Origin of the sequence: Roseovarius sp. 217 (assembly GCF_000152845.1) — a bacterium.
Lineage (GTDB): Bacteria > Pseudomonadota > Alphaproteobacteria > Rhodobacterales > Rhodobacteraceae > Roseovarius.
The window spans coordinates 1,183,530-1,209,809 of the sequence record NZ_CH902584.1 but is presented as its reverse complement, the minus strand read 5'-3'; the positions used below and the strand labels follow the sequence as shown (position 1 = coordinate 1,209,809).

Annotated in this window: 26 protein-coding genes and 1 tRNA gene; 15 read left to right on the top strand and 12 right to left on the bottom strand. The window is 60.3% G+C overall.

Annotated elements, in window-relative coordinates:
- Nucleotides 1-14 precede the first annotated feature (14 nt).
- The 8 genes from soxA (at nucleotide 15) to ROS217_RS05705 (ending at nucleotide 8,676) form a co-directional block, all read left to right on the top strand.
- Nucleotides 15-872: a sulfur oxidation c-type cytochrome SoxA gene (soxA, locus tag ROS217_RS05740; protein ID WP_009816739.1), complete on the top strand. Its 858-nt coding sequence runs from the start codon at nucleotides 15-17 to the stop codon at nucleotides 870-872.
- 99 nt (nucleotides 873-971) lie between these two features.
- A complete protein-coding gene (gene soxB / locus ROS217_RS05735) occupies nucleotides 972-2,669 on the top strand; it encodes a thiosulfohydrolase SoxB (protein ID WP_009816738.1) in 1,698 nt (565 codons plus the stop codon).
- Nucleotides 2,670-2,695: 26 nt separating this feature from the next.
- On the top strand, nucleotides 2,696-3,979 hold the full coding sequence (soxC, locus tag ROS217_RS05730; protein ID WP_009816737.1) for a sulfite dehydrogenase: 1,284 nt from the start codon (nucleotides 2,696-2,698) through the stop codon (nucleotides 3,977-3,979).
- Nucleotides 3,963-5,030, top strand: coding sequence for a c-type cytochrome (locus ROS217_RS05725; protein WP_009816736.1), 1,068 nt, complete (start codon nucleotides 3,963-3,965; stop codon nucleotides 5,028-5,030). The genes soxC and ROS217_RS05725 overlap by 17 nt, the downstream gene beginning before the upstream one ends.
- 9 nt (nucleotides 5,031-5,039) lie before the next feature.
- Nucleotides 5,040-5,744 carry a c-type cytochrome gene (locus ROS217_RS05720; protein WP_009816735.1) on the top strand — a complete coding sequence of 235 codons (705 nt, stop codon included), beginning with the start codon at nucleotides 5,040-5,042 and terminating at the stop codon, nucleotides 5,742-5,744.
- A gap of 28 nt (nucleotides 5,745-5,772) precedes the next feature.
- Nucleotides 5,773-7,041, top strand: a complete 1,269-nt coding sequence (locus tag ROS217_RS05715) for an NAD(P)/FAD-dependent oxidoreductase (RefSeq protein ID WP_009816734.1) — start codon at nucleotides 5,773-5,775, stop codon at nucleotides 7,039-7,041.
- Between the two features lie 37 nt (nucleotides 7,042-7,078).
- Nucleotides 7,079-7,510, top strand: coding sequence for a DUF302 domain-containing protein (locus ROS217_RS05710; protein WP_009816733.1), 432 nt, complete (start codon nucleotides 7,079-7,081; stop codon nucleotides 7,508-7,510).
- Between the two features lie 101 nt (nucleotides 7,511-7,611).
- On the top strand, nucleotides 7,612-8,676 hold the full coding sequence (locus ROS217_RS05705; RefSeq protein WP_009816732.1) for a YeeE/YedE family protein: 1,065 nt from the start codon (nucleotides 7,612-7,614) through the stop codon (nucleotides 8,674-8,676).
- 7 nt (nucleotides 8,677-8,683) lie between these two features.
- Here ROS217_RS05705 and ROS217_RS05700 read toward each other — a convergent pair whose 3' ends face one another.
- Complete coding sequence (locus ROS217_RS05700) at nucleotides 8,684-10,081, bottom strand: aspartate aminotransferase family protein (RefSeq protein ID WP_009816731.1); 1,398 nt, start codon at nucleotides 10,079-10,081, stop codon at nucleotides 8,684-8,686.
- A gap of 85 nt (nucleotides 10,082-10,166) precedes the next feature.
- On the bottom strand, nucleotides 10,167-10,862 hold the full coding sequence (locus tag ROS217_RS05695) for a GntR family transcriptional regulator (protein WP_009816730.1): 696 nt from the start codon (nucleotides 10,860-10,862) through the stop codon (nucleotides 10,167-10,169).
- Nucleotides 10,863-11,003: 141 nt separating this feature from the next.
- Between ROS217_RS05695 and ROS217_RS05690 the strand changes: the two genes are divergently transcribed.
- From ROS217_RS05690 to ROS217_RS05670, 5 genes are all read left to right on the top strand, one after another.
- On the top strand, nucleotides 11,004-12,092 hold the full coding sequence (locus ROS217_RS05690) for a polyamine ABC transporter substrate-binding protein (protein ID WP_009816729.1): 1,089 nt from the start codon (nucleotides 11,004-11,006) through the stop codon (nucleotides 12,090-12,092).
- 68 nt (nucleotides 12,093-12,160) lie between these two features.
- The gene (locus ROS217_RS05685) at nucleotides 12,161-13,285 is read left to right on the top strand and encodes an ABC transporter ATP-binding protein (protein ID WP_040651142.1); all 1,125 of its coding nucleotides are present in this window, start codon (nucleotides 12,161-12,163) and stop codon (nucleotides 13,283-13,285) included.
- A gap of 4 nt (nucleotides 13,286-13,289) precedes the next feature.
- Nucleotides 13,290-14,180 carry an ABC transporter permease subunit gene (locus ROS217_RS05680; protein WP_009816727.1) on the top strand — a complete coding sequence of 297 codons (891 nt, stop codon included), beginning with the start codon at nucleotides 13,290-13,292 and terminating at the stop codon, nucleotides 14,178-14,180.
- Nucleotides 14,177-14,992, top strand: a complete 816-nt coding sequence (locus ROS217_RS05675; RefSeq protein WP_009816726.1) for an ABC transporter permease — start codon at nucleotides 14,177-14,179, stop codon at nucleotides 14,990-14,992. The genes ROS217_RS05680 and ROS217_RS05675 overlap by 4 nt, the downstream gene beginning before the upstream one ends.
- Nucleotides 14,989-16,314: an NAD(P)/FAD-dependent oxidoreductase gene (locus ROS217_RS05670; protein WP_009816725.1), complete on the top strand. Its 1,326-nt coding sequence runs from the start codon at nucleotides 14,989-14,991 to the stop codon at nucleotides 16,312-16,314. Before ROS217_RS05675 ends, ROS217_RS05670 begins: the two co-directional genes overlap by 4 nt.
- Before the next feature lie 2 nt (nucleotides 16,315-16,316).
- Here ROS217_RS05670 and ROS217_RS05665 read toward each other — a convergent pair whose 3' ends face one another.
- Genes ROS217_RS05665 through msrB form a run of 3 tightly spaced genes read right to left on the bottom strand, consistent with a single transcriptional unit; the run spans nucleotide 16,317 to nucleotide 18,246 of the window.
- Nucleotides 16,317-17,237 carry a DMT family transporter gene (locus ROS217_RS05665; RefSeq protein WP_009816724.1) on the bottom strand — a complete coding sequence of 307 codons (921 nt, stop codon included), beginning with the start codon at nucleotides 17,235-17,237 and terminating at the stop codon, nucleotides 16,317-16,319.
- A gap of 50 nt (nucleotides 17,238-17,287) precedes the next feature.
- Nucleotides 17,288-17,800, bottom strand: coding sequence for a peptide-methionine (S)-S-oxide reductase MsrA (gene msrA, locus ROS217_RS05660; protein WP_009816723.1), 513 nt, complete (start codon nucleotides 17,798-17,800; stop codon nucleotides 17,288-17,290).
- Nucleotides 17,797-18,246, bottom strand: a complete 450-nt coding sequence (gene msrB, locus ROS217_RS05655; RefSeq protein WP_040650377.1) for a peptide-methionine (R)-S-oxide reductase MsrB — start codon at nucleotides 18,244-18,246, stop codon at nucleotides 17,797-17,799. The genes msrA and msrB overlap by 4 nt, the downstream gene beginning before the upstream one ends.
- Before the next feature lie 122 nt (nucleotides 18,247-18,368).
- On the opposite strand from msrB, the gene ROS217_RS05650 reads away from it, so the two are divergent.
- Nucleotides 18,369-18,887, top strand: a complete 519-nt coding sequence (locus tag ROS217_RS05650) for a glutathione peroxidase (RefSeq protein ID WP_009816721.1) — start codon at nucleotides 18,369-18,371, stop codon at nucleotides 18,885-18,887.
- 325 nt (nucleotides 18,888-19,212) lie between these two features.
- On the opposite strand, the gene pnp is transcribed toward ROS217_RS05650, so the two are convergent.
- From pnp to ROS217_RS05620, 5 genes are all read right to left on the bottom strand, one after another.
- Complete coding sequence (pnp, locus tag ROS217_RS05640) at nucleotides 19,213-21,354, bottom strand: polyribonucleotide nucleotidyltransferase (protein WP_009816719.1); 2,142 nt, start codon at nucleotides 21,352-21,354, stop codon at nucleotides 19,213-19,215.
- Between the two features lie 171 nt (nucleotides 21,355-21,525).
- A complete protein-coding gene (gene rpsO / locus ROS217_RS05635) occupies nucleotides 21,526-21,795 on the bottom strand; it encodes a 30S ribosomal protein S15 (RefSeq protein WP_009816718.1) in 270 nt (89 codons plus the stop codon).
- A 154-nt stretch (nucleotides 21,796-21,949) separates the two neighbouring features.
- The gene (locus ROS217_RS24880) at nucleotides 21,950-22,942 is read right to left on the bottom strand and encodes a calcium-binding protein (protein WP_009816717.1); all 993 of its coding nucleotides are present in this window, start codon (nucleotides 22,940-22,942) and stop codon (nucleotides 21,950-21,952) included.
- 84 nt (nucleotides 22,943-23,026) lie between these two features.
- Nucleotides 23,027-23,974 (bottom strand): NAD(P)-dependent oxidoreductase, encoded by a 948-nt coding sequence (locus ROS217_RS05625; RefSeq protein WP_009816716.1) that lies wholly within the window; start codon nucleotides 23,972-23,974, stop codon nucleotides 23,027-23,029.
- 108 nt (nucleotides 23,975-24,082) lie between these two features.
- Nucleotides 24,083-25,108, bottom strand: a complete 1,026-nt coding sequence (locus ROS217_RS05620) for a LacI family DNA-binding transcriptional regulator (RefSeq protein ID WP_009816715.1) — start codon at nucleotides 25,106-25,108, stop codon at nucleotides 24,083-24,085.
- A gap of 147 nt (nucleotides 25,109-25,255) precedes the next feature.
- Between ROS217_RS05620 and ROS217_RS05615 the strand changes: the two genes are divergently transcribed.
- Nucleotides 25,256-25,332, top strand: a tRNA-Arg gene (locus ROS217_RS05615).
- Nucleotides 25,333-25,437: 105 nt separating this feature from the next.
- On the opposite strand, the gene ROS217_RS05610 is transcribed toward ROS217_RS05615, so the two are convergent.
- Together ROS217_RS05610 and ROS217_RS05605 are read right to left on the bottom strand one after the other, a co-directional pair.
- Complete coding sequence (locus ROS217_RS05610) at nucleotides 25,438-25,686, bottom strand: type II toxin-antitoxin system Phd/YefM family antitoxin (RefSeq protein WP_009816714.1); 249 nt, start codon at nucleotides 25,684-25,686, stop codon at nucleotides 25,438-25,440.
- A gap of 147 nt (nucleotides 25,687-25,833) precedes the next feature.
- Complete coding sequence (locus ROS217_RS05605) at nucleotides 25,834-26,280, bottom strand: YtoQ family protein (RefSeq protein ID WP_009816713.1); 447 nt, start codon at nucleotides 26,278-26,280, stop codon at nucleotides 25,834-25,836.

The window sequence follows — 26,280 nt, the reverse complement described above, 5'->3', positions numbered from 1 at the left end:
AGGGAGGGACGAGAATGAAAAGAACAGGACGGATTACCAGCCTGATTTGCACAACGGCGCTTTTGGCGGGGGCGGCCTTGGCTGACCCGGTTGATGACACGCTCGTCGTGAACGACGAAATCGAGATCACCACCCGCACCGCGGCACCTGCGCATCTTGCGGATAGGTTCGACGAGGTGCTGTCTGGCTGGCATTTCCGCGAGGCGGATACCCGTGCCATGCAGGCCGACGATTTCGACAATCCCGGCATGATCTTTGTCGAGAACGCATTGACCGCATGGGAAACCGCCGAAGGCACCGAGGGCAAATCCTGTGCAAGCTGCCATGGCGACGCCACAGAGAGCATGAAGGGTGTCCGCGCTGTCTATCCCAAGTGGAACGAGACCGCTGGCGAGGTTCGCACGCTCGAAACGCAGATCAACGCCTGCCGGACAGAGCGGATGGGCGCGGAAAAGTGGAAGTATAGCGGGAGCGATATGGTCAACATGACCGCGCTGCTCGCCTCTGTCTCGCGTGGCATGCCGGTGAACGTTGCGATTGACGGCCCCGCTCAGACCACTTGGGAACAGGGTAAGGAAATCTACTACACCCGTTATGGTCAGCTCGAGTTGTCCTGCGCCAACTGTCACGAGCAGAACTATGGCAACATGATCCGCGCGGATCACCTGAGCCAGGGGCAGATCAACGGCTTTCCGGCCTATCGACTCAAGAACACCAAGCTGAACAGCGCGCACGACCGCTTCAAAGGCTGCATTCGCGATACCCGGGCCGAAACCTTTGCCGAGGGCAGCCCCGAGTTTATCGCGCTGGAGCTCTATGTCGCCTCGCGCGGCAATGGCCTGTCGGTCGAAGGACCGTCGATCCGAAACTAATCGGAATGCCCCGCCTGACAGCGTGTCGGCGGGGTTTTCCACATTCTAAAACATTCAAAAATCCGCATGTGATGCGTGCGGGAGTTGGAAAGGTCCACCATGATCTCGCGGCGTGATTTTCTTCAGACAAGCATGGCGGCCTCAGCCATCCTTGGGGCGTCTTCCCTTGGCAATTGGGCCAAGCTGGCGGCGCAGCAGGCGCTGACTCAGGATCAACTCTTGCAGTTCGACACCTTTGGCAATGTCAGCCTGATCCATATCACCGACATTCATGGCCAACTGAAGCCGATCTATTTCCGCGAACCGTCGATCAACATCGGCGTGGGCGGCAACAAGGGTGCTGTGCCCCATGTCACCGGTGCCGATTTCCGCAAGCTCTATGGCATCGACGATGGCAGCCCCTCGCACTACGCCCTGTCCGCTGGCGATTTCAGTGCCCTCGCGCAGTCTTACGGCAAGGTTGGCGGGCTTGATCGCGTCGCGACCGTGATCAACGCCATCCGCGCCGACCGTCCCGATGCAATCCTGCTGGATGGCGGCGACACATGGCATGGCTCTTATACCTGCTACAAAACCGCCGGTCAGGACATGGTCAACGTGATGAACGCGCTGAAACCTGACGCGATGACCTTTCACTGGGAATTCACCCTCGGTTCCGCCCGCGTGCAGGAGATTGTCGAAGGCTTGCCCTTTGCCGCCTTGGGCCAAAACATCTTTGATGCCGAATGGGACGAGCCGGTCGAGATTTTCCCGCCCTACAAGTTCTTTGAACGCGGCGGCGTCAAGATCGCCGTCATCGGTCAGGCCTTCCCGTATATGCCCATTGCCAACCCCGGTTGGATGTTCCCGGAATACTCCTTTGGCATCCGTGACGAGAACATGCAGGCCATGGTCGATGAGGTGCGGGGGCAGGGCGCTGAGCTTGTCGTCGTGCTGAGCCACAACGGCTTTGACGTAGACAAAAAGATGGCCAGCCGCGTCACTGGTATTGACGTGATTCTCTCGGGGCACACCCATGACGCCCTGCCCGAGCCCGCGCTCGTCGGCGAGACGATCATCGTCGCCTCCGGCTCCAACGGCAAATTCGTCAGCCGCGTTGATCTTGATGTGCGCGACGGCCGGATGATGGGCTTTCGGCACAAGCTGATCCCGATTTTCTCGGATGTGATCGAGCCCGATAAAGAGGTGGCCGCCCTGATCGACGCCGAGCGCGCACCGTTCAAGGCGGACCTCGAAGAGGTGATCGGCAAGACCGACAGCCTGCTCTACCGGCGTGGCAACTTCAACGGCACGTGGGACGATCTGATCTGTGATGCGCTGATCTCGGAGCGCGAGGCCGATATCGCCATGTCCCCCGGCGTCCGCTGGGGGCCAAGCCTGATCCCCGGTCAGGACATAACCCGCGAGGATCTCTTCAACGTCACCTCCATGACCTATGGCAAGGCCTATCGCTCCGAGATGACCGGCGAGTTCATCAAGGTCATTCTCGAAGACGTGGCCGACAACATCTTCAACCCCGACCCCTATTACCAACAGGGCGGCGACATGGTGCGGATCGGCGGCATGGGCTATCGGATCGACATCAACCAGCCGCAGGGCAGCCGGATCAGCGACATGACCCTGCTCAAGACCGGCGAGGCGATTGATCCCGCGAAATCCTACGTTGTCGCCGGTTGGGCTTCGGTCAATGAAAACACCGAAGGCCCGGAAATCTGGGACGTGGTCGAAAACCACATCCGCAAACTCGGCACGGTCAGTGTCACCCCCAATAACAGCGTCCAAGTGATTGGCGCGTAACGACTTGCTGAAAGGAGGCATTTGAGATGTCAGCGACATTCAAAGGCAAACCCACCTCCCGGCGCGCCTTTTTGCGCGGTGGCGTGGCAGCGGCGGCAGGGGCCGTCGCGGCGGGCGCGGCACAGGCCGCCACCCCCGATCCGCTGATCACCGAAGTGCAGGACTGGGCCATCAGCCTTGGCGATGGGGTTGATGCCACCCCCTATGGCCTACCCATCGACTATGAGGCGGACGTGGTGCGGCGCAATGTGCCGTGGCTCACCGCCGATCCGATCAGCTCGATCAACTTTACCCCCATTCACGCGCTCGACGGCACCATCACGCCGCAAGGCTGCGCGTTCGAGCGGCACCATTCCGGCGCGATCGACCTCAAGAAAGAGGACTATCGCCTGATGATCAACGGCCTCGTCGATACGCCGCTGGTCTTTACCTACGAAGATCTCGAGCGTTTTCCGCGCGAGAACCACATTTACTTCTGCGAATGTGCCGCCAACACCGGCATGGAATGGGCGGGCGCGCAGTTGAACGGCGCGCAGTTCACCCATGGCATGATTCACAACATGGAATACACCGGCGTGTCCCTGCGTACCCTGCTGGAAGAGGCGGGATTGGACGCAGCAGGCGAGCTCAAGGATAAATGGGTCTATGTCGAAGGGGCCGATGCGTCGTCCAATGGCCGCTCGATCCCGATGGCCAAGGCGCTTGGCGACTGCCTCATTGCGTTCAAGGCCAATGGAGAGGCGCTGCGCAAGGAACACGGCTACCCCGTGCGCCTTGTTGTGCCCGGCTGGGAAGGCAACATGTGGGTCAAGTGGCTGCGCCGCATCGAAGTGACCGACGCCGCCGTCGAGAGCCGCGAAGAGACCAGCAAATACACCGACACGCTGGCCGACGGCACCAGCCGCAAATGGACCTGGGTGATGGATGCCAAATCGGTCGTCACCTCGCCCAGCCCGCAATCGCCCATCAAGCATGGCAAGGGCCCGCTTGTGATCAGCGGCCTCGCATGGTCCGGACATGGCGCAATCACCCGCGTGGATGTGTCCAAGGACGGTGGCAAGACATGGGAAACCGCCCGTCTTGCCAAACCGGGCGAGGCCAAGGCGCTGACCCGTTTCTACCTCGACACCACATGGGACGGCGAAGAGATGCTGCTTCAGAGCCGCGCCATGGATGAAACCGGCTATATTCAGCCCACCAAGGCGCAACTGCGCGAGGTGCGCGGCCTGAACTCGGTCTATCACAACAACTGTATTCAGACATGGTGGGTGCGGCCCAACGGGGAGGCAGAAAATGTCGAAGTTTCTTAAGTTTACGCTGATCACAGGCTTTGCTCTCAGCGCCACGGCAACCGCGCTTTGGGCTGGCGACTACGGCCTTGGCCGCCCCGCCCTGCCCGAGGAAATCGCCGCGTGGGATGTCAAGGTGATGCCCGATGGGCGCGGCCTCCCCGAAGGATCGGGCGATGTCTGGACCGGGGATGAGGTCTTTGGCGAGCATTGCGCGGTCTGCCATGGCGATTTCGCCGAAGGTATCGGCAACTGGCCCAAACTGGCCGGTGGGGCCGACACGCTCGACCGGGACGACCCGCTCAAGACGGTGGGGTCCTACTGGCCCCATCTCTCGACCGTGTTCGACTACGTCAACCGCTCGATGCCCTTTGGCAACGCCCAAAGCCTGACGCCCGACGATGTCTATGCCATCGTCGCCTATATCCTCTATTCCAACAATCTCGTGGAGGACGATTTCGAGCTGAGCAATGAGAACTTCATGGACGTGGTATTGCCCAATGCGGGTGGCTTCATCGTCGATGACCGCGCCGTGACCGAATATGCGATCTGGCATGGCGAGCCCTGCATGGAAAATTGCAAGGACAGCGTCGAGATCACGATGCACGCCACCGTTCTCGATGTGACGCCAGACGAACAGACCGCCACAGAAGAGGCGAGCGCGGCAGAGCCTGTCGACGTGGCCGTGGCCGCGCCTGAACCGGCCGCAGAACCGCAAGCGGCCCCCGCCGCAGAGGTGGCGGCGATTGATCCGGCCCTGATCGCCGCTGGTGAAAAGGTGTTCAAGAAATGCAGCGCCTGCCATCAGGTCGGCGAAGGGGCCACAAACCGCGTTGGCCCGGTACTCAATGGGGTGATGGGGCGCGCGGCGGGATCGGCTGAGGGCTTCAAATATTCCGACGCTCTGCAAGCGATGGCCGGCGATGGTCTGGTCTGGACCGACGAAACTCTGAAAGAGTTCCTCGCCAATCCGCGCGGCTTTATGAAGGGCACTAAGATGAGTTTTGCAGGCCTCAAAAAGGATGAGGATCTCACGGCAATTTCAGCTTATCTTTCAAACTTCAGCCAGTAAGATGCGGCCATGACAGCGCGCCTCCTCTTGCCGATTGCCCTGACCGCGATACTGGCGGCAGGTGCCGTGCGCGCCGAACTGGCAGGCGACACAGCGGCAGGCGAGGCGCTCTATGGGCAGTGCAAGGGCTGTCACGAGATTGGACAGGGGGCCGAGGACCGTATTGGCCCCCATCTCAATGGCCTCTTCGGGCGGCGAGCCGCATCGCATACGGGCTTTGCCTATTCCGACTCGATGCAGCGCGCCGGGGTCGATGGCCTGATCTGGGGCTTTGATACGCTCGACGCCTATATCGAAAATCCCCGCGCCCTCGTGTCCAAAACCCGCATGAGTTTTCGGGGCATCAAGGACGCGCAGGACCGTGCGGACCTCTTGGCCTATCTGCGCCGCTTTTCCGCCAACCCCGCGAATATCCCCGAGGCCGCGCCAACCGCGCGCGGCACCGATCACACCGTCGATCCCGCAATTCTGGCGATCCAGGGTGATCCCGAATATGGCGAATACCTCTCGAGTGAATGCGTAAGCTGTCATCAGGTAGACGGTTCGACCGAAGGTATCCCCTCGATCACCCGCTGGCCCCAAGAGGATTTCGTGGTCGCCATGCACGCTTACAAAGACAAACTGCGTCCCCATCCGGTGATGCAGATGATGGCCGGACGCCTGTCGAACGAGGAGATTGCGGCATTGGCGGCCTATTTCAAGGACCTCGACTGAACCGGGGTCCATCCAGGGAGGACGGAAAATGACATTCAACCGACGAAAGTTTATTGCCGTGGGCGCGGCTACGGCTGCGACCCTTTCGGCACCGCGCGTGCTGGCCGATAACCACGGCAAACCCCGCGTCGTGGTGATTGGTGGCGGATCGGGCGGGGCTACCGCCGCGCGCTATATCGCCAAGGACAGCAAGGGCGCGATTGACGTGACTCTGGTCGAGCCCTCGCGCACCTATTTCACCTGCTACTTTTCCAACCTCTATATCGCCGGTTTCACCGAGTTAGGCGATATTTCCCATACCTATGGCACACTTGCGGCCAAATACGGGATCAACGTCGTGCATGACTGGGCCGTCGATGTGGACCGCGACGCCAAGACCGTCAGCCTCGCAGGTGGTTCCGTGCTGCCCTATGACAAGCTGATCCTCAGCCCCGGCATTGATTTCGTCGAGGGGGCTGTGCCCGGCTGGTCTGTCGCCGCGCAGAACAAGATGCCCCACGCCTACAAGGCCGGATCGCAGAGCGAACTTCTCAAGGCGCAGATCATGGCGATGCCGCAGGGCGGACGCTTTGCCATGGTGGCCCCGCCCGACCCATTCCGCTGCCCGCCGGGGCCCTATGAGCGGATTTCCATGGTCGCGCATGTGCTCAAGCAGACCAACCCGACCGCCAAGATTCTGCTGGTCGACCCCAAGGAGAAATTCTCGAAACAGGGTCTGTTCGAGGAAGGTTGGGAACGCCATTACAGCGGCATGATAGAACGGGTCGGCCCGGATTTCGGGGCAACAAACGTGACCGTCGATCCCGAGGCGATGACCGTGGACATCGACGGATCGGTCGAGAATGTTGATGTCTGTAACGTCATCCCCGCGCAAAAGGCCGGGCGCATCGCCGATATGGCGGGCGTCACCGATGGCAATTGGGCGCCGGTCAATGCCGCCGATATGTCGTCCAAGGCTGACCCGGATGTGCATGTTCTGGGCGATGCGGCGCAACAGGGCGATATGCCCAAATCCGGCTTTGCCGCCAATTCTCAGGCCAAGGTCTGCGCCATGGCGGTGCGCGGTGCGCTGACCGACTCCAAGGTCTTTCCGGCCAAGTTCACCAACACCTGCTGGTCGCTCATCGCCCCCGACGATGGCGTCAAGGTGGGGGCCACCTACGAGGCCACGGCGGAAAAGATCGCCAAGGTTGACGGCTTTGTCTCGCAGACCGGCGAAGACGCCGCAACCCGCAAGGCGACCTATGAGGAATCCGTCGGCTGGTACGCCGGAATCACCGCGGACATGTTCAATTGAAAACGCGCACCACCCAGTCTGAAAGAGGAGATTTCCAGTGAAACGCACAGTTCTGGCCGGTGCTCTGGCCCTGATGGCCCTGCCTGTTGCGGCGGCAGAGCAGGCCACCACCTACCCCTATGACGGCAGCTTTGACGACGCCACCTTTGCCGTCGAGAGCGCGATTGTCGGTCGCGGTCTGGTGATCGACCTGCAAAGCCATGTCGGCGAGATGTTGAACCGCACCGGCGCGGATGTTGGCAGCGATGTCAAAATCTTCGACGCGGCGGATATCTTTCTGTTCTGCTCCGCCACCCTCTCGCGCGAGGTGATGGAGGCAGATCCCATGAACATCGCCCACTGCCCCTATGGTATCTTCGTTGCCGATCAAGGCGGTGAGGTCTTGATCGGCTATCGCAATTACCCCGAGGGCGAGATGCAGAAAGTGCAGGCGATGCTGGACGAGATCGTTCAAGAGGCTTTGCAATAAACCAGTGCAGCCGGGCCGCTGCGGCGGCCCGGTTGACCCATATCAAGGCGCTCAAACCCTTGCCTTGATATCCAGTCGCATCTTTCATCGCGGGGCGGCGTATGCTTGAATCCTTGATAGACAGATTTGGCGATGGGGCGGTTCTGGCCATGGCGGGTGCCCTTGTCGGCGTGCTCTTTGGGGCCGCCGCCCAACATTCCCGCTTTTGTCTGCGTGCGGCCACGATCGAAGTGGCTGAACGGGGCTTTGGCCCGCGCCTCTCGATCTGGCTCATCGCCTTTTCCGCCGGTGTCGCTTCGGTTCAGGGCGCGATTGCCCTAGGCCTGCTCGATGTGTCCGAGGCGCGCCCATTGGCGGCCACGGGCAGTATGTCGGGGGCCATCATCGGCGGGCTGATGTTCGGGGCCGGCATGATCCTTGCGCGCGGCTGTGCCAGCCGCCTGCTCGTGCTCTCGGCCACCGGCAACCTGCGCGCCATCGTGACGGGGCTTGTCCTGACGCTTGTGGCGCAATCGGCGCTGCGCGGTGTTCTCGCCCCCTCGCGTGAGGCATTGGCAAGCCTCTGGCTCGTGCCGGGGGGCGAGGCACGCAATATCCTGTCCTATCTCGGCATGGGGCCGGGCATGGCGACGCTGATCGCCGCGCTGGGTCTGACAGGCGGCGTTCTCCTCGCCTTTCGACGCGGGGTGCGCCCCAGCCACGCCATTGCCGCCGCTCTGGTTGGCGGTGCGGTAGGCCTTGGCTGGCTGCTGACCTATGCCATTGCCCAGACCTCATTCGAGGTGGTCGAGATCTCTTCCGTCACCTTTACCGGCCCGTCCACCGACACGCTGATGGGATTGGTCAACAGCACCAGCCTGCCGCTTGGCTTTGGCGTGGGCCTTGTGCCGGGTGTCTTTACCGGTGCCGCCACCATGGCCATCCTGACCCGTGAATGGAAGATCGAGCGCTTTGGCCCCGACACCCCGATGGAGCGCTACCTGATCGGCGCGGCGCTGATGGGCTTCGGCAGCATGCTTGCGGGCGGCTGTGCCGTCGGCGCGGGCATGTCTGGCGGTGCGATCTTTGCCCTGACCGCATGGGTGGCGGTGACCTGCATGTGGATCGGCGCAATGACCACACATCTCATGCTGGCCGGGCGCGCGTTGCGCCCGGTCGCCCCGTAATCCCGCCTCAGACAGCGGCCTTCATCAAGCCGTCGTCGCGGATCTGCTTCTCCGCCTGATCAAGCGACATCCACGCCCGCTCGATCAGCGTGTCGATCTCGGATTTCGAGATCACCAGCGGCGGCGAGATGATCATCCGGTCGCCAACATGGCGCATCACCAGATTGTTCGCGAAACACCGCTCACGACAGATATAGCCCGCCGTGCCCGGCTCGGATGCAAACTTGGCGCGGCTCGCCTTGTGCGGAGTCAGCGCCAGCGATCCCATCATACCGATGATCCGGGTTTCGCCGACCAGCGGATGCTCGGCCAGCGTGTTCCATTTCTCTTGCAGATAGGGTCCGGTATCCTGCGCCACGCGCTCGACAATCTTTTCCTCGTCGAGAATCCGCAGGTTTTCCAACGCGACGGCGCAGGACACCGGATGCCCGGAATAGGTGTAACCGTGGTTGAACTCACAGTTGTTGATTACCTCGGCCACCCGGTCCGACACCAGAGAGCCGCCAATCGGCGCATACCCAGAACTCAGCCCCTTGGCGATGGTCATGATATCGGGGCGAATGTCATAGGTCTGACTGCCAAACCAATTGCCGGTGCGCCCAAACCCACAGATCACCTCATCGGCAATCAGCAGGATGCCGTATTTGTCGCAAATCCGCTGAATCTCGGGCCAGTAGCTGTCGGGCGGAATGATCACGCCGCCCGCGCCCTGCACCGGCTCTGCGATAAAGGCGGCGACGCGGTGCGCGCCCAGTTCCTCGATTTTGGCCTCAAGCTGCCGCGCGCGCTCCAGTCCAAACGCCTCGGGGTCGCTATCGCCGCCTTCGGCATACCAATGCGGCTGGTCAATGTGGTGAATGTTCGGAATGGGCAACCCGCCCTGGGCATGGATACCCGACATGCCGCCCAAACTGCCACTGCCCACGCTCGACCCGTGATAGGCATTCTTGCGGCTGATAATGATATTGCGCTCCGGCTCGCCCAACTGTGCCCAATAGGTGCGGACCATGCGGATATTGGTGTCATTCGCCTCAGACCCCGACCCGGCGTAGAACACATGGTTGAGATCACCCGGCGCCAGTTCGGCCAGTTTTGCAGCCAGTGCGATAGCGGGCACATGGCTGGTCTGGAAAAACGTGTTGTAGAACGGCAGTTCCAGCATCTGCCGGGCCGCCACGTCCGCCAGCTCCTTGCGGCCATAGCCGATATTGACACACCAGAGACCGCCCATCCCGTCGAGGATCATATTGCCTTCGCTATCCGTCAGGGTCACACCCTTGGCGCGGGTGATGATTCGCGCGCCTTTGCTCCCCAATTGATTGCCATGGGTAAAGGGGTGCATGTGATGCGCGGCATCCAGCGCCTGCAATTCAGCAGTCGGCATGTGATTGGTGATCATCGTCATGGCATTCCCTTTCCAGAGTCGGTTAAGCTGCGCAAGCGCAGCCGGTGCACCCAAAATATGATCAAATTATCTGGTGTCAATCGAATCAGTAAGCGGCACCAGATCGCTCAAGAGAATGGCGCACTTGCTCCATTCCCTGAATCACATCCTCGCGAATGGCGCGCGCTGCGGCCTCTGCATCATGGGCATGCATCGCGGCCAGCATGTCCTTGTGCTTGTCCGGCAGGTTCTGCGTGCCCATGCGTCCACAGACCACCCGGAGCGATGGCCCGAACCGAAGCCACAGCCCATCCGCGACATCCGCAAGGATCGGCGCCTGTGCAATCTCATAGAGCCGCTTGTGAAATCGGTAGTTCAGTTCAAGATAGGCCCGCAGGTCTCCCCGCAGGATTGCGCGATCCAATTCATCATCCAACGCTGCCAGTTGATCCAGATCCGCAAGACTCGCCCGCTCCGTGGCGCGCAGCGTCAAATAGGGGTCAAGCCATTGTCTTGCATAGATCAATTCGCTGATATTATCGGCGGTCAACAGGGGCACACAGACCCGGCGATTGCCCTGAAACTCTAACGCGCCTTCTGCGATCAGGCGGCGGATTGCCTCGCGCACCGGGGTCATGCCCGCCTCCAGACGCTCCGACAGCCCTTGAATTGTCACGGCCTGACCGGGCGCAAGATCCCCGAACAGAACCAAATCGCGAAGCTGTCGATAAATCAACTCATGCGCGGGCAGGCGGGGCATATCGCCCCCGTCGGTGCTGAATTTCTGTGCGGCGGTGTTCATCTGCAAAGCATTCCGATCAGGCAGGTCTACGTCTGGCCTTGCGAGTTTAGCTTCTGCATGAAAACATTACCATATTGCCATGAGCGGTATTTTTTGATCAAATCCGCTTTAAGGCAGACACATGCCGATCAACGGGAGAACATGATGCGAAATCTGATACTGACAACGACAGCCACCATCGCGCTCGGCGCTTTTGCCGCGCAGGCGCAAGAGGTAAGGGTCTACAACTGGTCCGATTACATCGACGAGGAACTGCTGACCAAGTTCGAGGCGGACACCGGGCTCAAGCTGATCTATGACGTCTTTGACAGCAACGAGGTTCTGGAAACCAAGATGCTCGCGGGCGGCTCCGGCTATGATGTGGTTGTCCCGTCGGGCACCTTCCTCCAGCGGCAAATCGAAGCTGGCGCCTTCCAGAAGCTGGACCTGTCCAAACTGCCAAATCACGAGAATATGTGGGACGTCGTCAGCAGCCGCACGGCGCAGTATGACCCCGACAACGCCTATTCGATCAACTACATGTGGGGCACCACCGGCATCGGTGCCAATGTCGGCAAGGTCAAGGAACTGCTGGGTGAGGATGCGCCGCTCGACAGTCTCGAACTGGTTCTGAACCCGGACAACATGGCCAAGCTGGGCGAGTGTGGTGTGCATTTCCTCGACGCCCCCGCCGAAATGATCCCGATGGCGCTGAAATACATCGGCGAAGACCCCAACAGCCATGACCCCGACGTGATCGCCAAGATCGAGCCGGTGTTGATGGCGGTGCGCCCATATATCCAGAAATTCAACAGCTCGGAATATATAAACGCGCTCGCCAATGGTGATATCTGCGTGGCTGTGGGCTGGTCCGGCGACATTCTTCAGGCCCGTGACCGCGCCGCAGAGGCCGACAATGGCGTCGAGATTGTCTATAACGCCCCCAAGGAAGGCGCGCAGATGTGGTTCGACCAGATGGCGATCCCCGTCGATGCCCCCAATCCAGACGGCGCGCATGTGTTCCTGAACTATATCATGGACGCGCAAAACATGGCCGCCGCGTCGAACTATGTCTATTACGCCAACGGCAACAAGGCGAGCCAGGAGTTTCTCATTGAGGACGTGATCGGCGATCCGGCGATTTATCCGTCGGAAGAGGCTCTGAACAATCTCTTCACCACCACACCCTATGACGCCAAGGTTCAGCGCGTCGTGACCCGTCTCTGGACCAAGATCAAATCCGGCACCTGACCCGGACAGACAGTTACCCGCGCATGGCCAATCCATGCGCGGGCGATCTCAAACAGTCGGGGGCAGGTATGGCGCAAGTTGTTTTCGAGCCTTGGAATGATCCAGAGGCAAAGCCACTCATTCAGTTCAAAGGCGTGACCAAGCGGTTTGGTGAATTTACCGCGATCGACAATCAGACATTCGACATCTACGAGCGCGAGTTCTTCGCGCTGCTGGGCCCCTCAGGCTGCGGCAAGACCACGATGATGCGTATGCTGGCAGGCTTTGAAAAGCCGACGGAGGGCAAGATTCTCCTTGCCGGTCAGGATCTTGCACCGATCCCCCCCAACAAGCGCGCTGTGAACATGATGTTCCAGTCCTATGCGCTTTTCCCGCATCTCTCAGTCTGGGAGAACATCGCCTTTGGTCTCAAACGCGATAGCAAACCCAAGGACGAGATTGCCGCCCGCGTCGACGAAATGCTCAAGCTCACGCGCCTGCAACAATTCGCCAAACGCAAGCCGCACCAGATTTCCGGGGGTCAGCGTCAGCGCGTTGCTCTTGCCCGCAGCTTGGCCAAGGCCCCCAAACTCTTGCTGCTCGACGAACCGCTTGGCGCGCTCGACGCCAAATTGCGGCAGGCGACCCAGTTTGAACTGATGGATATTCAAGAGAAAACCGGCACCACATTCGTGATCGTGACCCACGATCAGGAAGAGGCGATGACCGTGGCCAGTCGTGTCGCGGTGATGGACAACGGGAGCATCATTCAGGCCGACACGCCCGCGCGCATCTACGAGATGCCCAATTCCGTCTATGTCGCCGATTTCATCGGCGAGGTCACGATCATCCCCGGCACCGCCCGTAAATCCGGCGAGGGATATGAAATCGCCTATGCCGAAGGCATGCCGCCGCTCTATGCCGAGAGCGAGACCAATTTCGACAATGGCGAGACCTGTCACATTGCGCTGCGCCCGGAAAAGGTGGTGATCAGCGCCGAGCAACCGACAGACCGTCGCAACGCCGTGCAGGGCAAGATTATCGACATCGCCTATCTTGGCAACCTCTCGACCTATCACGTTGCCTTGCCCAATGGTCAGATGATCAAGGCGCAGACCGCCAATACCCGCCGCCTGTCCCGGCGCGGCTTCACTTGGGAAGACATCGTCTGGCTATCGTGGACCGATACCGCCGCCGTTTTGTTGAAAGGGTGACGTGATGCGCCGCTTTACCCTGATTTTCCTGCCCTATATCTGGCTTCTAGCCCTCTTCATGGTGCCGTTCCTGATCGTTTTCAAGATCAGCCTCAGCGATATCGCCACAGCCATTCCACCCTATACGCCAACCTTGGATTTCACCGAGGGCTGGCAGGGGATCAAGGCGTTTTTCAGCGCGTTGGACCTAGAGAATTTCGCCTTTCTGACGACCGATGATCTCTACTGGAAGGCGTATGTCTCCTCACTCCAGATCGCCTTTCTTGCCACCATCCTGACCCTGTTGGTGGGCTATCCCATCGCCTATGGCATGGCCAATGCGCCGGATCACTGGCGCCCGACCCTGATGATGCTGGTGATCCTGCCGTTCTGGACCAGCTTTCTCATCCGGGTCTACTCTTGGATGGGCATCCTCTCGACCGAAGGCTATCTCAATCAGCTGCTCTTGAAACTCGGTCTGATTTCCGAGCCGCTGATCATCCTCAACACGCCCACGGCGGTCTATATCGGCATCGTCTACACCTACCTCCCGTTCATGATCCTGCCGATCTATTCCGCGCTCGAGCGGATGGATGGCTCTCTGCTCGAAGCGGCCGAGGATCTGGGCTGTTCGCGGATCAAGGCATTCTGGTTGATCACGGTCCCCCTATCGAAAACCGGCATCATAGCCGGATGCTTTCTGGTCTTTATCCCGGTTATCGGCGAGTTCGTCATTCCCTCGCTCTTGGGCGGATCGCAAACCCTGATGATCGGCAAGGTGCTCTGGGAAGAATTCTTCAACAACCGGGATTGGCCCGTGGCCAGCGCCGTGGCCGTCGTCCTGTTGCTGATCCTGATCGTCCCCATCGTGCTCTTTCAACGCAACGAGCAAAAACAGCGGGAGGCCGAAGAATGAGACGGCTCACATGGTTCAACGCCACCTCGCTCACGCTTGGATTCGCCTTTCTCTACCTGCCGATGATCATCCTGATCACCTATAGTTTCAACGAATCCAAGCTGGTGACGGTCTGGGCCGGGTTCTCGACCAAATGGTATGGCGAATTGCTCAGCAACCAGTCCTTCCTCGATGCCGCTTGGGTGACGGTCAAGGTGGCGGTGGCCTCCTCGACCATCGCCACGATCTTGGGCACCATGGCGGCCCTCGTGCTGGTGCGCGCCGGGCGGTTCTATGGTCGCACGCTGTTTTCTGGCATGATCTACGCGCCGCTGGTCATGCCCGAGGTGATCACCGGCCTGTCGCTCCTTCTGCTCTTCATCGGCATTGGGCTGGATCGCGGGATCTTCACCATCATTCTGGCGCATACCACGTTCTCGATGTGTTTCGTCTCGGTCGTTGTGTCGTCGCGCCTGGCCACCTTTGATCGCTCGCTCGAAGAGGCGGCACTCGATCTGGGCTGTTCGGCCTTCGATGCCTTCCGCCTCGTGACCCTTCCCATCATCGCGCCCGCGGTCATTTCCGGCTGGCTTCTGGCCTTCACCCTGTCGCTCGATGACCTCGTGATAGCCAGCTTCACCGCCGGTCCCTCGGCCACCACCTTGCCGATCAAGATCTGGTCGGCGGTGCGTCTTGGCGTCTCGCCGGAAATCAACGCGCTCTCGACCATCATGATCGGGATCGTTGCGGTTGGGGTCATCTCCGCCTCGCTGATCACGAAACGCGCCTCGCTGCGCCAACAGGCTGACGAACGCGCCGCCGTGCACGCATGACCCGTGTTTTTCCCGCCCATGCCTATGGGGAAGGCCCGCGCGAGCGCTGTTATTGGCCGACCACGGCGACGCCGCCCGATTACCCCGCAGCAGAGGGGGACATCACCTGTGATGTCGCCGTAATCGGCGCTGGCTTTACCGGCCTGTCCACTGCGCTGCATCTTGCAGAGGCGGGGCAGGATGTCCGGGTGTTCGAGGCCCAGATACCCGGTTGGGGCGCATCGGGCCGCAATGGTGGCTTTTGCTGCCTCGGTGGCTCCGCCGCCTCCGACGCGATGCTGCGCAAGATGCACGGCGAATCCGCCCGGCGCGAATGGTGCCGCACCGAGGTCGAGTCGGTGAATTTCACCCGCGCCCTGATCGACTCCCACGGCATCGCCCCCGACATCCATTCCGATGGCGAAACCGTGCTCGCCCATACGCCCAAGGCCGCCGCTAGCTTTGCCGACCGTGCGATACGGATCAAATCCGATTACGGGCTCACGCCCACCTTCATCCCCGGCTCCGAACTGTCCCAGATGGGGATGAAAGGCCCGTTCTACGCGGCGCTCACCACGCCCCTTGGCGTGGCCCTCAACCCGTTCAAATACGCAAATGGTCTGGCACAGGCCGCAAGCCGGGCGGGCGTGCGTATCCATGCCAACACGCCCGTTACAGCGATCCAGCAGACCGGACTTTTCACTCTCACAACACCCAACGCACGCATTACAGCCCGCCGCCTGATCGTCGCCACCAACGGCTATTCGTCAGATGATCTGCCGGGTTGGATGCGCGCGCGGTATATTCCCACCCAATCCAACGTCATCGTCACCCGCCCCCTGACCGACGATGAGCTGGCCGCCCAAGGCTGGACCACGCGGCAGATGTGCTATGACGACCGCTTTTTTCTGCATTACTTCCGCTTGATGCCCGACAATCGCATGCTCTTTGGTATGCGTGGCGGTCTCTTTAGCTCTCCGGGTTTTGATGCCCGGATGCACCGCACGATCCGGCGGCATTTTGAGGCGATGTTTCCGGCTTGGGCGCATGTCGAAACACCGCATAGCTGGAATGGCCTCTTGTCCCTTGCCCCGGATCTGACCCCCTATGCCGGGCCGATCCCGGATATGCCGGGCGCCTTCACTGGCCTCTCCTATCACGGCAATGGCGTCGCAATGGCGAGCTATGCCGGTGCGATCCTTGCCGACCTGGCGCTGGACCGCACCCCACGTGCCCTCTACCCTGAGATCATGCGCAAACCGCCGCGCCGCTGGCCTCTGGGCCGATTCCGGCGTGCGATGCTGTGGCCGCCCTATGCTCTGGCCACGCTGACCGGAGGCTGATCCTACTCCGGCGTCCGGGCCGAACGTGCGCGATTGCGCTGGATACCCAACTGCCGCTCACGCAGTATGATGATGATGCCCGCCAGAATGACCAGCGACGCCCCTGTCAGCATCGCGCGCGTCGGCACCTCATCAAAGATGAAATAGCCAATCCCCAAGGCAAAGAGGATCGACGCATAGTCAAACGGGGCCACCACACTGGCATCAGCAAAGCGATACGAAGACGTCAGAAATATCTGGCCCAATCCGCCAAGCAGGCCCGCCAGAACAAGCAGTCCAAGCTCCGGTCCGGTCGGCATGACCCATCCGAACGGGATCGTCAGAAACGACAGCACCGTCGACGTGACCGAGAAATAGAACACAATCGCGCTGGTCTCCTCGGTCTGCACCAATTTGCGGACATAGATTTGCGCGAGCGCGGCACAGATCGCCCCTGTCACGGCCAGCATCGCGCCCACCGCCTGCATGGTCTCCACCGTCGGCCCACTCAGCGCCGTCAGGCGCGGTGCCAGAACGATCAACACACCCCCAAGGCCAAGCGCCACCGCGCCAATCCGAAAGACGCCGACCTGTTCATTGAGAAACATCGCCGCAAAGATCACCACCAACAGCGGCGCGGCATAGCTGAGCGCCGTCACCTCTGGCAACGGCAACATACCCAAGGCGGCAAAGCCAAGGCCCATCGCCGCAGTGCCCACGAATCCCCGCCAAAAATGGCTCATCGGCGAGGTGGCCCTGAGACCCGTGCGCAGATCCCCACGCAGCGTCAGCCAGATCAGGATCACCGGAATCGCAAAGAACGAGCGAAAAAACACCGCCTCGCCCGGCGGTACATGCGCCGCCGTGGCCTTGATCAGCGATGACATGGTGATGAAGAGCATCACCGAAATGAGCTTGAGCGATATTCCAGTCAGAGGGCGCATGTTCTCGGGTCCATCGCCCTATGATCTGTAAACTCAGTCTCTGTTCCGCCTCAGGCGTCGGTTTCCGCCGCCTTGCGTGGCAACACCCAATCGGCCCGCGGAAAGTGGCAGGTATAGCCCTGCGGGAACCGCTTGAGATAATCCTGATGCTCCGGCTCCGCCTCCCAGAACTCCCCGACCGGCTCCACCTCTGTCACCACCTTGCCGGGCCAGAGCCCACTCGCCTCGACATCGGCAATCGTGCGCAGCGCCTCGGCCTTTTGCGCTTCGTTGCAAAAGTAGATCGCCGACCGATAGCTCATGCCCACGTCATTGCCCTGCCGGTTCACCGTGGTCGGATCGTGGATCTGAAAGAAGAACTCCAACAGCCGACGATAGGTGACCTTGGCCGGATCAAAGTGGATCTCGATGCCTTCGGCATGCGTCCCATGATTGCGATAGGTGGCATTGGGAACATTGCCGCCGGTATAGCCCACGCGGGTCGATATCACGCCCGGAATCTTGCGGATCAGATCCTGCATGCCCCAGAAACAGCCCCCTGCCAATACGGCACGTTCGCTCATGCTACATCCTCCACCTGATCGAGATACGCTTCGTATCCCTCTGCTTCCATGTCATCACGATGTATGAATCGCAGGCTCGCTGAATTGATGCAATAGCGCAACCCGCCCCGATCCCGCGGCCCATCCGGAAAAACATGGCCAAGATGGCTATCGCCATGCGCGCTGCGCACCTCCGTCCGAATCATGCCCATCGTGAAATCATGTGACTCTTTCACATGCGCAGGCTCAATCGGCTTGGTGAAACTCGGCCAGCCGCACCCCGATTCGTACTTGTCCGAACTGGCAAAGAGCGGCTCGCCGCTGACAATATCCACATAGATCCCCGGCTCCTTGTTGTGCAGATACTTGCCGGTGCCGGGATGTTCTGTTCCGCTCTGCTGCGTCACCCGGAATTCTTCGCGGCTGAGCGCTGCGAGTTTCTCCGGGGTTTTGCTGTACTGGGTCACGGTAGACACCTCCTGTGATCATTCTATGTTAACAGATGGGGTGGCGCGGCAAAAATCAAATAGCGTGACGTGATCCGCAATGTCTGTCACGGCGTATCTCTACAGGTTGACAGGAGGATATCATGCGCCTGCTCGGTTTCATTCTTGTGTCCCTCGTCGCGCTGCCCGCCGCAGCGCTCGACCTCACGGCGCCCTTTGGCAATATCGACGGCGGTGAGATCAGGCTGTCGGATTGGTCTGGCCAGCCCGTGCTTGTGGTCAACACCGCGTCACGCTGCGGCTTTACCCCACAGTATGACGGGCTTCAGACGCTCTATGACCGCTACCGTGACAGGGGTCTCGTCGTGCTTGCCGTGCCCTCGGACGACTTCCGCCAAGAGCTGTCCAGCGAGGCAGAGGTCAAGGAATTCTGCGAGGTCAACTTTGGCCTCGATCTTCCCATGACCACCATCACGTCCGTGAGCGGCAATGCTGCGCATCCGTTCTATGCGTCCCTCCGCACCGAGACCGGATTTGCCCCGTCCTGGAACTTCAACAAGGTTCTGATTGCGCCCGATGGCCGCGTTATCGGCACTTGGGGGTCGACCACTCGCCCAACCTCTGGCCAGATCACGCAAAAGATCGAGGCGTTGATCGACTAAGTCGGGGATGCCCGGCTGCCCTTGGCGGCAGAAACGCCAGCGATCTTAGAAAAATGCCCCGGCGTTTCCGCCGGGGCCAACTGGCAAGCACTTTCGTGAGTGATGGCGCTGCCAATTTGATCGTACACTGCGCGCAACTCGTCAACCTGACCATTCGGGTACATGTCGCAGAAATCAACCTTATCTTCATGGGGAATAACCGGGCTCTTGTCCCGTATGGAAAACCTTACCTTAGGGCCAAATGAGCGCATGACGTCGCGTCACCCACGGCATGAAAAAGGCCCTGGCGTTTCCACCGGGGCCAATGTCAAACGGCGACTGCGTTTCAGTCGGCGTCTTTATCGCCCTTCTCGGGCGCGACCTCTTCACCAGTGACCTGATCGACAACTTTCATCGACAGACGCACCTTGCCGCGATCGTCAAAGCCCAAGAGCTTGACCTTCACGTCCTGACCTTCCTTGAGCACGTCGCTCGGATGGTTCAGACGACGGTTCTCGATCTGGCTGACATGCACCAGACCGTCCCGCTTGCCAAAGAAATTGACGAAAGCGCCAAAATCCACCAGCTTGACGACCTTGCCGTCATAGACCTTGCCCTCTTCCGGCTCGGCCACGATCGACCAGATCATGTCATAGGCCTTCTTGATCGATTCACCATTCGGCGAGGCGATCTTGATGATGCCCTCGTCGTTGATATCGACCTTGGCCCCGGACACTTCGACGATCTCGCGGATCACCTTGCCGCCCGATCCGATGACTTCCCGGATCTTGTCGGTGGGGATCTGCATGGTCTCGATGCGCGGCGCATGAACGCTGAACTCTGCCGCACCCGACAGCGCCTTGTCCATCTCGCCGAGGATGTGCAAACGACCGGCTTTCGCCTGCTCCAGAGCTTTCTTCATGATCTCGGGCGTGATGCCCGCAACCTTGATATCCATCTGCAGCGAGGTGATGCCATCCGCGGTGCCAGCCACTTTGAAATCCATATCGCCGAGGTGATCTTCATCCCCCAGAATATCCGACAGGATCGCAAAAGAGCCGTCTTCTTCCAGCACGAGACCCATGGCCACACCGGCCACAGACGTCTTGAGAGGCACGCCCGCATCCATCATCGACAGCGACCCGCCACAGACCGAAGCCATGGACGAAGAGCCGTTCGATTCGGTGATCTCAGACACCAGACGGATCGTGTAGGGAAAATCGGTCGCGGGCGGCAGAACCGCCTGAAGCGCACGCCAAGCGAGCTTGCCATGGCCGATTTCACGACGACCCGGAGGGCCAACGCGCCCAGCTTCGCCCACCGAATACGGAGGGAAGTTATAATGCAGCAAGAAGTTCGATTTGAAATTCCCGTGCAGCGCGTCAATGAACTGCTCGTCATCGCCGGTGCCCAGCGTGGTCACGACCAGCGCCTGCGTTTCGCCGCGTGTGAACAGCGACGACCCATGGGTGCGCGGCAAAAGACCCGTTTCGCAAACGATCGAACGGATCTCATCTAGACGACGCCCGTCGATCCGGTTGCCATTCTTGACCACGTCGCCGCGCAGAACACTCGATTCCAGCTTCTTGAACGCCGAACCAAGGTTTTCATCGGCAAGCTGCTCTTCGCTCAGCTTGGCCTTAATGGCCTCACGGGCTGCGGAAATCGCATGGGTGCGTTCCTGCTTGTCGCGAATGGCAAAAGCCGCGTGCATCTGCTCTGCACCAGCGGCTTTGACCGCTGCGTAGAGCTCCGAGTAATCCGGCGGGGTAAAGTTGAACGGCTCTTTCGCGCAGTCTTCGGCGAGCGAGATGATCAGGTCACAGACCGGTTGGATTTGCTCATGCGCAAAGGTAACGGCGCCCAGCATTTCCTCTTCGGTCAGCTCATAGGCCTCGGATTCGACCATCATCACGGCATCTTTGGTGCCCGCGACAACCAGATCGAGCCGCTGCTCGGGATTGTTGCGCAGATTGTGCATGTCGTCGATTTCGGGGTTGAGGATATACTCCCCATCCACAAAACCCACCCGGCAACCCGCGATCGGACCCATGAAGGGTGCGCCCGAAATGGTCAGCGCCGCAGAGGTTGCGATCATGGCCACGATATCGGGGTCATTGACCAGATCGTGGCTGAGCACGGTGCACATCACCAGTGTTTCATGTTTGAAACCCGGCACGAACAGCGGGCGGATCGGACGGTCGATCAGGCGTGCGGTCAGCGTCTCTTTCTCAGAGGGCCGTGCTTCACGCTTGAAAAAGCCACCGGGCACTTTGCCGGCGGCATAGTATCTCTCTTGGTAATGAACGGTCAGCGGAAAAAAGTCCTGACCGGGCTTTGCCTCTTTGGCAAAGGTCACATTGGCCATGACCGAGGTCTCGCCAAGGGTGGCAATAACCGTTCCATCCGCCTGACGGGCGATCTTGCCAGTTTCCAGAGTGAGGGTCTCTTCCCCCCACTGCATCGATTTTTTCGTCTCTTTAAACATCACGTTTCCTAATTTGGCCGATCCGGGCGTATCCCGTCGGGCCCATTTGCATCCGGGGCCGCATTGCCCCGCGGCTTTTTGGTCTTCATCCTGCTATCCCGGCAAAGCCAAACCGAGACAGCAATCGGATCATACGAAAACCGCGCCCTTTTGGAGGCGCGGTATTTTGTCTTAGCGGCGGATGCCGAGGCGCTTGATGAGGTCCAGATACCGGCCCTCGTTCTTGCCCTTGAGGTAATCCAGCAGCTTGCGGCGCTGTGCGACCATCATCAAAAGGCCACGACGACCGTGGTTGTCTTTCTTGTGGGTCTTGAAATGCTCGGTCAGCGTGGTGATCCGCGAGGTCAGAATGGCAACCTGCACTTCCGGCGAACCAGTGTCGCCTTCTTTGGTTCCGAATTCCTTGATGACGCGGTCTTTTTCTTCTGCGGTAATCGACATCGGGGTCTCCTTGCATAAAGTGTGTCGGGCACAAGCCGGGATGTCGTCCAGCAAGGTCCATGGAAAGCCCTCGGGACCATGCCCAAAGGATACGCGCGTATAGGAGAAAATCTCTGGAATTGAAAGCGCGAATCGCTGCGGCTGCGCCCTGTGGCTAGAGGCCGCTGATTTCGGCCATTGCGCTCTGCGGTATCAGCGCGATGTGATCCAGCGTCAGGCCGGATGCATTGGCGATCGTTGCGATGGCAACACCATTCAACAGCAGGTTTTGGACCGGGCCGCCCTCTGCATCAGGTTCAAGGCTGAGCGTGGGATCACCACCGCTCAACGCATCATAAAAGACCAAGAGCCGGTCCTCTTCGGTATCAAAATCGACGATCTCCGCCGCATGACCCGCCGAAATCCAATCCCCCAGCACAATCAAATCGGCCCCCTCCCCCGCATCCACCAGATCGTCATGACCGGCGAGGATCAGATCGTCACCGGGGCCACCATTGAGGAAATCACCACCGTCGATGTCATCAAGACCAAAGGTCGCCGGATCATCGACCAGCCCAACGACCACATCATCGCCCCAGCCGCCAAACAGCGTATCACGCCCCAACCCCCCGTGCAGCGTATCATCGTCCAGATCACCGTGCAGCGCATCGTCGCCCGCATCCCCGTGCAAGAGATCATTTCCGGCGCTGCCGACAAGGCTGTCATCGCCCACGCCGCCAGACAGATCATCCGCGTCATTATGGCCATAGAGCGCGTCGCGCCCCTCTCCCCCCGCGAGCACATCCGCCCCATCGCCGCCATGCAGGGTATCGTCGCCGGCCTCGCCGGAAATCCGATCATCACCCTGAGCGCCAAGCAGACTGTCATTCCCGGTCCCGCCGGAAATCGTATCATCTGCCTCCAGACCGTTGATCTGATCGTCCCCCTCGGTCCCGGTGATGTCCTCTGCCTCAGGTGTCCCACTGACGACCTCGCCCGCGCCGACAGGCGGCTGCGGACCAAACACGCTCTGGATCAGGTCAGGCCCCTCATTGCCGCGCTCATCTTCGCCGCTGTCGGTCTCAACCTCCTCCGCCACGGGTTGAAATCCAACAAACGCCGCCGCGCCAACGGCGACCATTCCCAGAAGACTCGCAAACATCAGCATCGCACGCCACTCACATTGACCCGCGATGATTAAAGGCCCAACGCGCCTGTCTGGCAAATCTTTCCCGACTCCGTGGTTAACGGCCTAGCGCCCCGGCGGGACAACCTCATAGCCCTGTTCTTCGGGCTCATCATCAACCATTTCCGCCGGAAACCCCGGGGCGCGAATATCAAGGCCGGTCGCCTCTTCCAGTCGCCGGATGATATCATCCGATTGCGCCCGCGCGCCATAACGCCGAATACCGTCGTCAAAGATCGAGATCATCAGTGGCGAAATTTCCAGCGGCACGCCCGCATCATCGGCGATCTTCTGAAACAGCCCGATATCCTTTTTGACCAGATCCATGGTGAAACTGATGTCGCGGCTCCCGTTGAGGATCACCTGACTTTCGGTCTCATGCACAAAAGACGTGCCCGAACTGATCTTGATCGCCTCATAGGTCGTCGCAAGGTCAAGCCCGGCCCCCTTCATCGTCACCATCGCCTCGCAGAGCGTCAGCAAATTGGCGGTCGCCAAATAATTCGTCATCACCTTGAGCAGAGACGCGCTGCCCAGATCGCCCGTATGCAAAACGCGCCGCCCCATGGTTGTCAAAAGCGGCAGAATACGCTCGAACGTGGCCCGGTCACATCCGGCAAAGATCGAGATATTGCCGGTATCGGCCCGGTGGCAGCCGCCCGAGACCGGGCAATCCACTGCCGCGCCCCCCCGCGCGATCACAAGCCCGCCCAAACGGCGGATCTCATCCGCATCGGTGGTCGACATCTCCAGCCAGATCTTGCCGGGGCCGACCTCGGGCAACATCTGCTGCATGACGGCATCCGAGGCGGCGGGCGACGGCAGGCAGGTGATCACGATCTCGCAATCGCCCATCATCTGCGCCGGGCTTGCGGCGGCCTTGGCCCCGCGCACCACGAAGGATTGCACCAGCTCCGCATTCAGATCGTGCACCGTCAGATCGTGACCGTTGCGCAATAGGCTGCCCGACAGCTTGCCACCAACATTCCCCAGCCCGATGAAACCGATTTTCATGTCTCTCACAGTCCTTCCCTGCACCGCTCTTTGGACGGCTGAGCGCAGCCTTTTGCGATTCGCCTCAGAAATGCAAAGCCATTTGCGACACAAACAGGGAAAAGATGTTCAGCGACGGCGCAGCGTGTCACCAAGGCTCAGCGTCGGTTCCAGCGTGATGCGCACCGGCTCCACTTCACCGGGGCTCACGGCCCGCGCTGCGATGATCTCGGCCGCCTTACGCCCGATTTGCAGCCGGCAGGCATCCATCGTCGCCAACTCGCGTGGCAACCCTTTCAAAAGATCCACGCCGTTGAACCCGGCCAGCCCCATCTGTTCTGGAATGTCGATTCCCTGCTCCAGCAGATAGAGCAAACCGCCGGCCCCGATCATGTCATTCGAGTAGTAGAGGAAATCCAGATCCGGCGTGCGCCGCAGCATCTCAGCGGTCATTTCCCGCCCCTTGAGCAGCGCCGATCCCCCCGAATAAAACTCGTGATCCGCCATCTCGATCCCGGCCTTGGCCAGCGCCTCTGTGAACCCCTCGAACCGTTTGCGCGCCCGGTGATCGAGCGGCATCTTGGTGCCCATGAACCCGATCCGCCGATAGCCCGCCTTGATGATCGCCTGCGCCATCTGTTGCCCGGCGCGCCGGTGCGAAATTCCCACGACCGAGTCAATCGGCGTGCCGTCCACATCCATGATCTCGACCACGGGAATCCCGCTCGCCCGCAGCATGGCGCGGCTGGCATCCGAATGTTCCAGTCCCGCGATGATCACCCCAGAGGGCCGCCACGACAGCATCTCATAGAGGACTTTTTCTTCCTTTTCCGGTCGGTATCCGGTCAATCCAACCACCGGCTGAAGATCGGTCTCCTCCAGCACGGCACTGATCCCGGTCATCACCTCGGGAAACACCATGTTGGACATCGACGGAATGATCACGGCCACCAGATTGACCCGTTGGCTGGCCAAGGCGCCCGCGATCTTGTTTGGCACATATCCCAGCCGCTTGGCCGCCTCGAGCACGCGCTGCCGGGTGCCGTCTGACACATCGCCCTTGTTGCGCAGCACCCGACTGACCGTCATCTCCGACACGCCCGCCGCTTCGGACACATCGCGCAGGGTCAGGGGGTGTCGGTCATGTTGTGTCACGGGAAATATCCACAAAGTCTGATGCCCATTGTTACCGCGAACGCCCGGACAGGATCAAGCATGCTGCGCATCCCCACACCAAAACGTCCCGTCATAGAAATCGGACGATGACAAACGCCCCCGCGCGCGCTAATCAAGTCCCCGCGTGGCCCCGTGGCTCAACAGGATAGAGCAGCCCCCTCCTAAGGGGCAGGTTGCAGGTTCGAATCCTGCCGGGGTCACCAAGAGTGTTCAGACTACGCAGTAATCGCGGGGCATTTGGCCTTGCGCTGAGCGAGGGGAGGAATCGCCTTGGTTTCAGCGTTCTCCCATAGCACCGCAGGCCCGCCTTACAGATCCTGCCGCATTCTGCCCTTCATCACCCGCATCCGCTCCATAGCCTCCCGGTGGCGCTGTTCCATCAGCCGTTCAGTCCGCCCCGAGACCTCCTCTAGCGCGTTGAAGTCCTCGCGGCAGACCAGCGCCGCCACCTCTTTGCCGTGTCGAAAGATCAGCACCCGATCTCCCGTTGTCATGACGTGATCAAGGTAGTTGCGAAAATTCGCACGGATCTTGCGGGTGTTGGCATTGACGAACATGGCTGGCACTCCGGGGCTTTGGCGGGTTGATGTCACCCTGCCTTGATCCCGGTTAACGTCACCTTGACGCGCCGTGCGCCCGCCATCCACGCCGCTTGGATGGCGTGTACAAAACGCGCGTACCTAATGTACCTGCTGTACACATGGTCAGCCCGGCAAGCTGCCGTTCAGGACATACTTGAGAATATCCACCACCTGCGCCGGTTCCCGCGCCACGGCGAGTGCTGCGGCATCCACCTCCTTGAGCGCATGGTCATGTTCCGGGCGTTGCAGGATGATCAGCGACTTGCCAAGTGCGGCCGCATAGCCCGCATCAAAAGCGGCATTCCATTGCTTGTAGTGTTCACCAAAGCGGACAACCACAACATCTGCGTCTGCAATACCCTTGCGGGTGCGGATCGCATTGACCATCGCCCCCTTGTGATCGTGCCAGAATTTGTTGGGTTCTTCCCCCAAAATCGCGACACCGCAATCGTCCGAGGCCGCATGATCGGTGACCGGACTCAAGAACTTGACATCAAGTCCTTGAGATCCCTCAATAATCTGATCCCGCCAGTCGGTGTGGATTTCTCCCGACAGATAAACCGTCAGCAT

Coding starts and splice junctions, on each gene's coding strand:
- soxA (WP_009816739.1), top strand. CDS start 15: ATGAAAAGAACAGGACGGATTACCAGCCTGATTTGCACAACGGCGCTT.
- soxB (WP_009816738.1), top strand. CDS start 972: ATGATCTCGCGGCGTGATTTTCTTCAGACAAGCATGGCGGCCTCAGCC.
- soxC (WP_009816737.1), top strand. CDS start 2,696: ATGTCAGCGACATTCAAAGGCAAACCCACCTCCCGGCGCGCCTTTTTG.
- ROS217_RS05725 (WP_009816736.1), top strand. CDS start 3,963: ATGTCGAAGTTTCTTAAGTTTACGCTGATCACAGGCTTTGCTCTCAGC.
- ROS217_RS05720 (WP_009816735.1), top strand. CDS start 5,040: ATGACAGCGCGCCTCCTCTTGCCGATTGCCCTGACCGCGATACTGGCG.
- ROS217_RS05715 (WP_009816734.1), top strand. CDS start 5,773: ATGACATTCAACCGACGAAAGTTTATTGCCGTGGGCGCGGCTACGGCT.
- ROS217_RS05705 (WP_009816732.1), top strand. CDS start 7,612: ATGCTTGAATCCTTGATAGACAGATTTGGCGATGGGGCGGTTCTGGCC.
- ROS217_RS05700 (WP_009816731.1), bottom strand. CDS start 10,081: ATGACGATGATCACCAATCACATGCCGACTGCTGAATTGCAGGCGCTG.
- ROS217_RS05695 (WP_009816730.1), bottom strand. CDS start 10,862: ATGAACACCGCCGCACAGAAATTCAGCACCGACGGGGGCGATATGCCC.
- ROS217_RS05690 (WP_009816729.1), top strand. CDS start 11,004: ATGATGCGAAATCTGATACTGACAACGACAGCCACCATCGCGCTCGGC.
- ROS217_RS05685 (WP_040651142.1), top strand. CDS start 12,161: ATGGCGCAAGTTGTTTTCGAGCCTTGGAATGATCCAGAGGCAAAGCCA.
- ROS217_RS05680 (WP_009816727.1), top strand. CDS start 13,290: ATGCGCCGCTTTACCCTGATTTTCCTGCCCTATATCTGGCTTCTAGCC.
- ROS217_RS05675 (WP_009816726.1), top strand. CDS start 14,177: ATGAGACGGCTCACATGGTTCAACGCCACCTCGCTCACGCTTGGATTC.
- ROS217_RS05670 (WP_009816725.1), top strand. CDS start 14,989: ATGACCCGTGTTTTTCCCGCCCATGCCTATGGGGAAGGCCCGCGCGAG.
- ROS217_RS05665 (WP_009816724.1), bottom strand. CDS start 17,237: ATGCGCCCTCTGACTGGAATATCGCTCAAGCTCATTTCGGTGATGCTC.
- msrA (WP_009816723.1), bottom strand. CDS start 17,800: ATGAGCGAACGTGCCGTATTGGCAGGGGGCTGTTTCTGGGGCATGCAG.
- ROS217_RS05650 (WP_009816721.1), top strand. CDS start 18,369: ATGCGCCTGCTCGGTTTCATTCTTGTGTCCCTCGTCGCGCTGCCCGCC.
- pnp (WP_009816719.1), bottom strand. CDS start 21,354: ATGTTTAAAGAGACGAAAAAATCGATGCAGTGGGGGGAAGAGACCCTC.
- rpsO (WP_009816718.1), bottom strand. CDS start 21,795: ATGTCGATTACCGCAGAAGAAAAAGACCGCGTCATCAAGGAATTCGGA.
- ROS217_RS24880 (WP_009816717.1), bottom strand. CDS start 22,942: ATGCTGATGTTTGCGAGTCTTCTGGGAATGGTCGCCGTTGGCGCGGCG.
- ROS217_RS05625 (WP_009816716.1), bottom strand. CDS start 23,974: ATGAAAATCGGTTTCATCGGGCTGGGGAATGTTGGTGGCAAGCTGTCG.
- ROS217_RS05610 (WP_009816714.1), bottom strand. CDS start 25,686: ATGTTCGTCAATGCCAACACCCGCAAGATCCGTGCGAATTTTCGCAAC.
- ROS217_RS05605 (WP_009816713.1), bottom strand. CDS start 26,280: ATGCTGACGGTTTATCTGTCGGGAGAAATCCACACCGACTGGCGGGAT.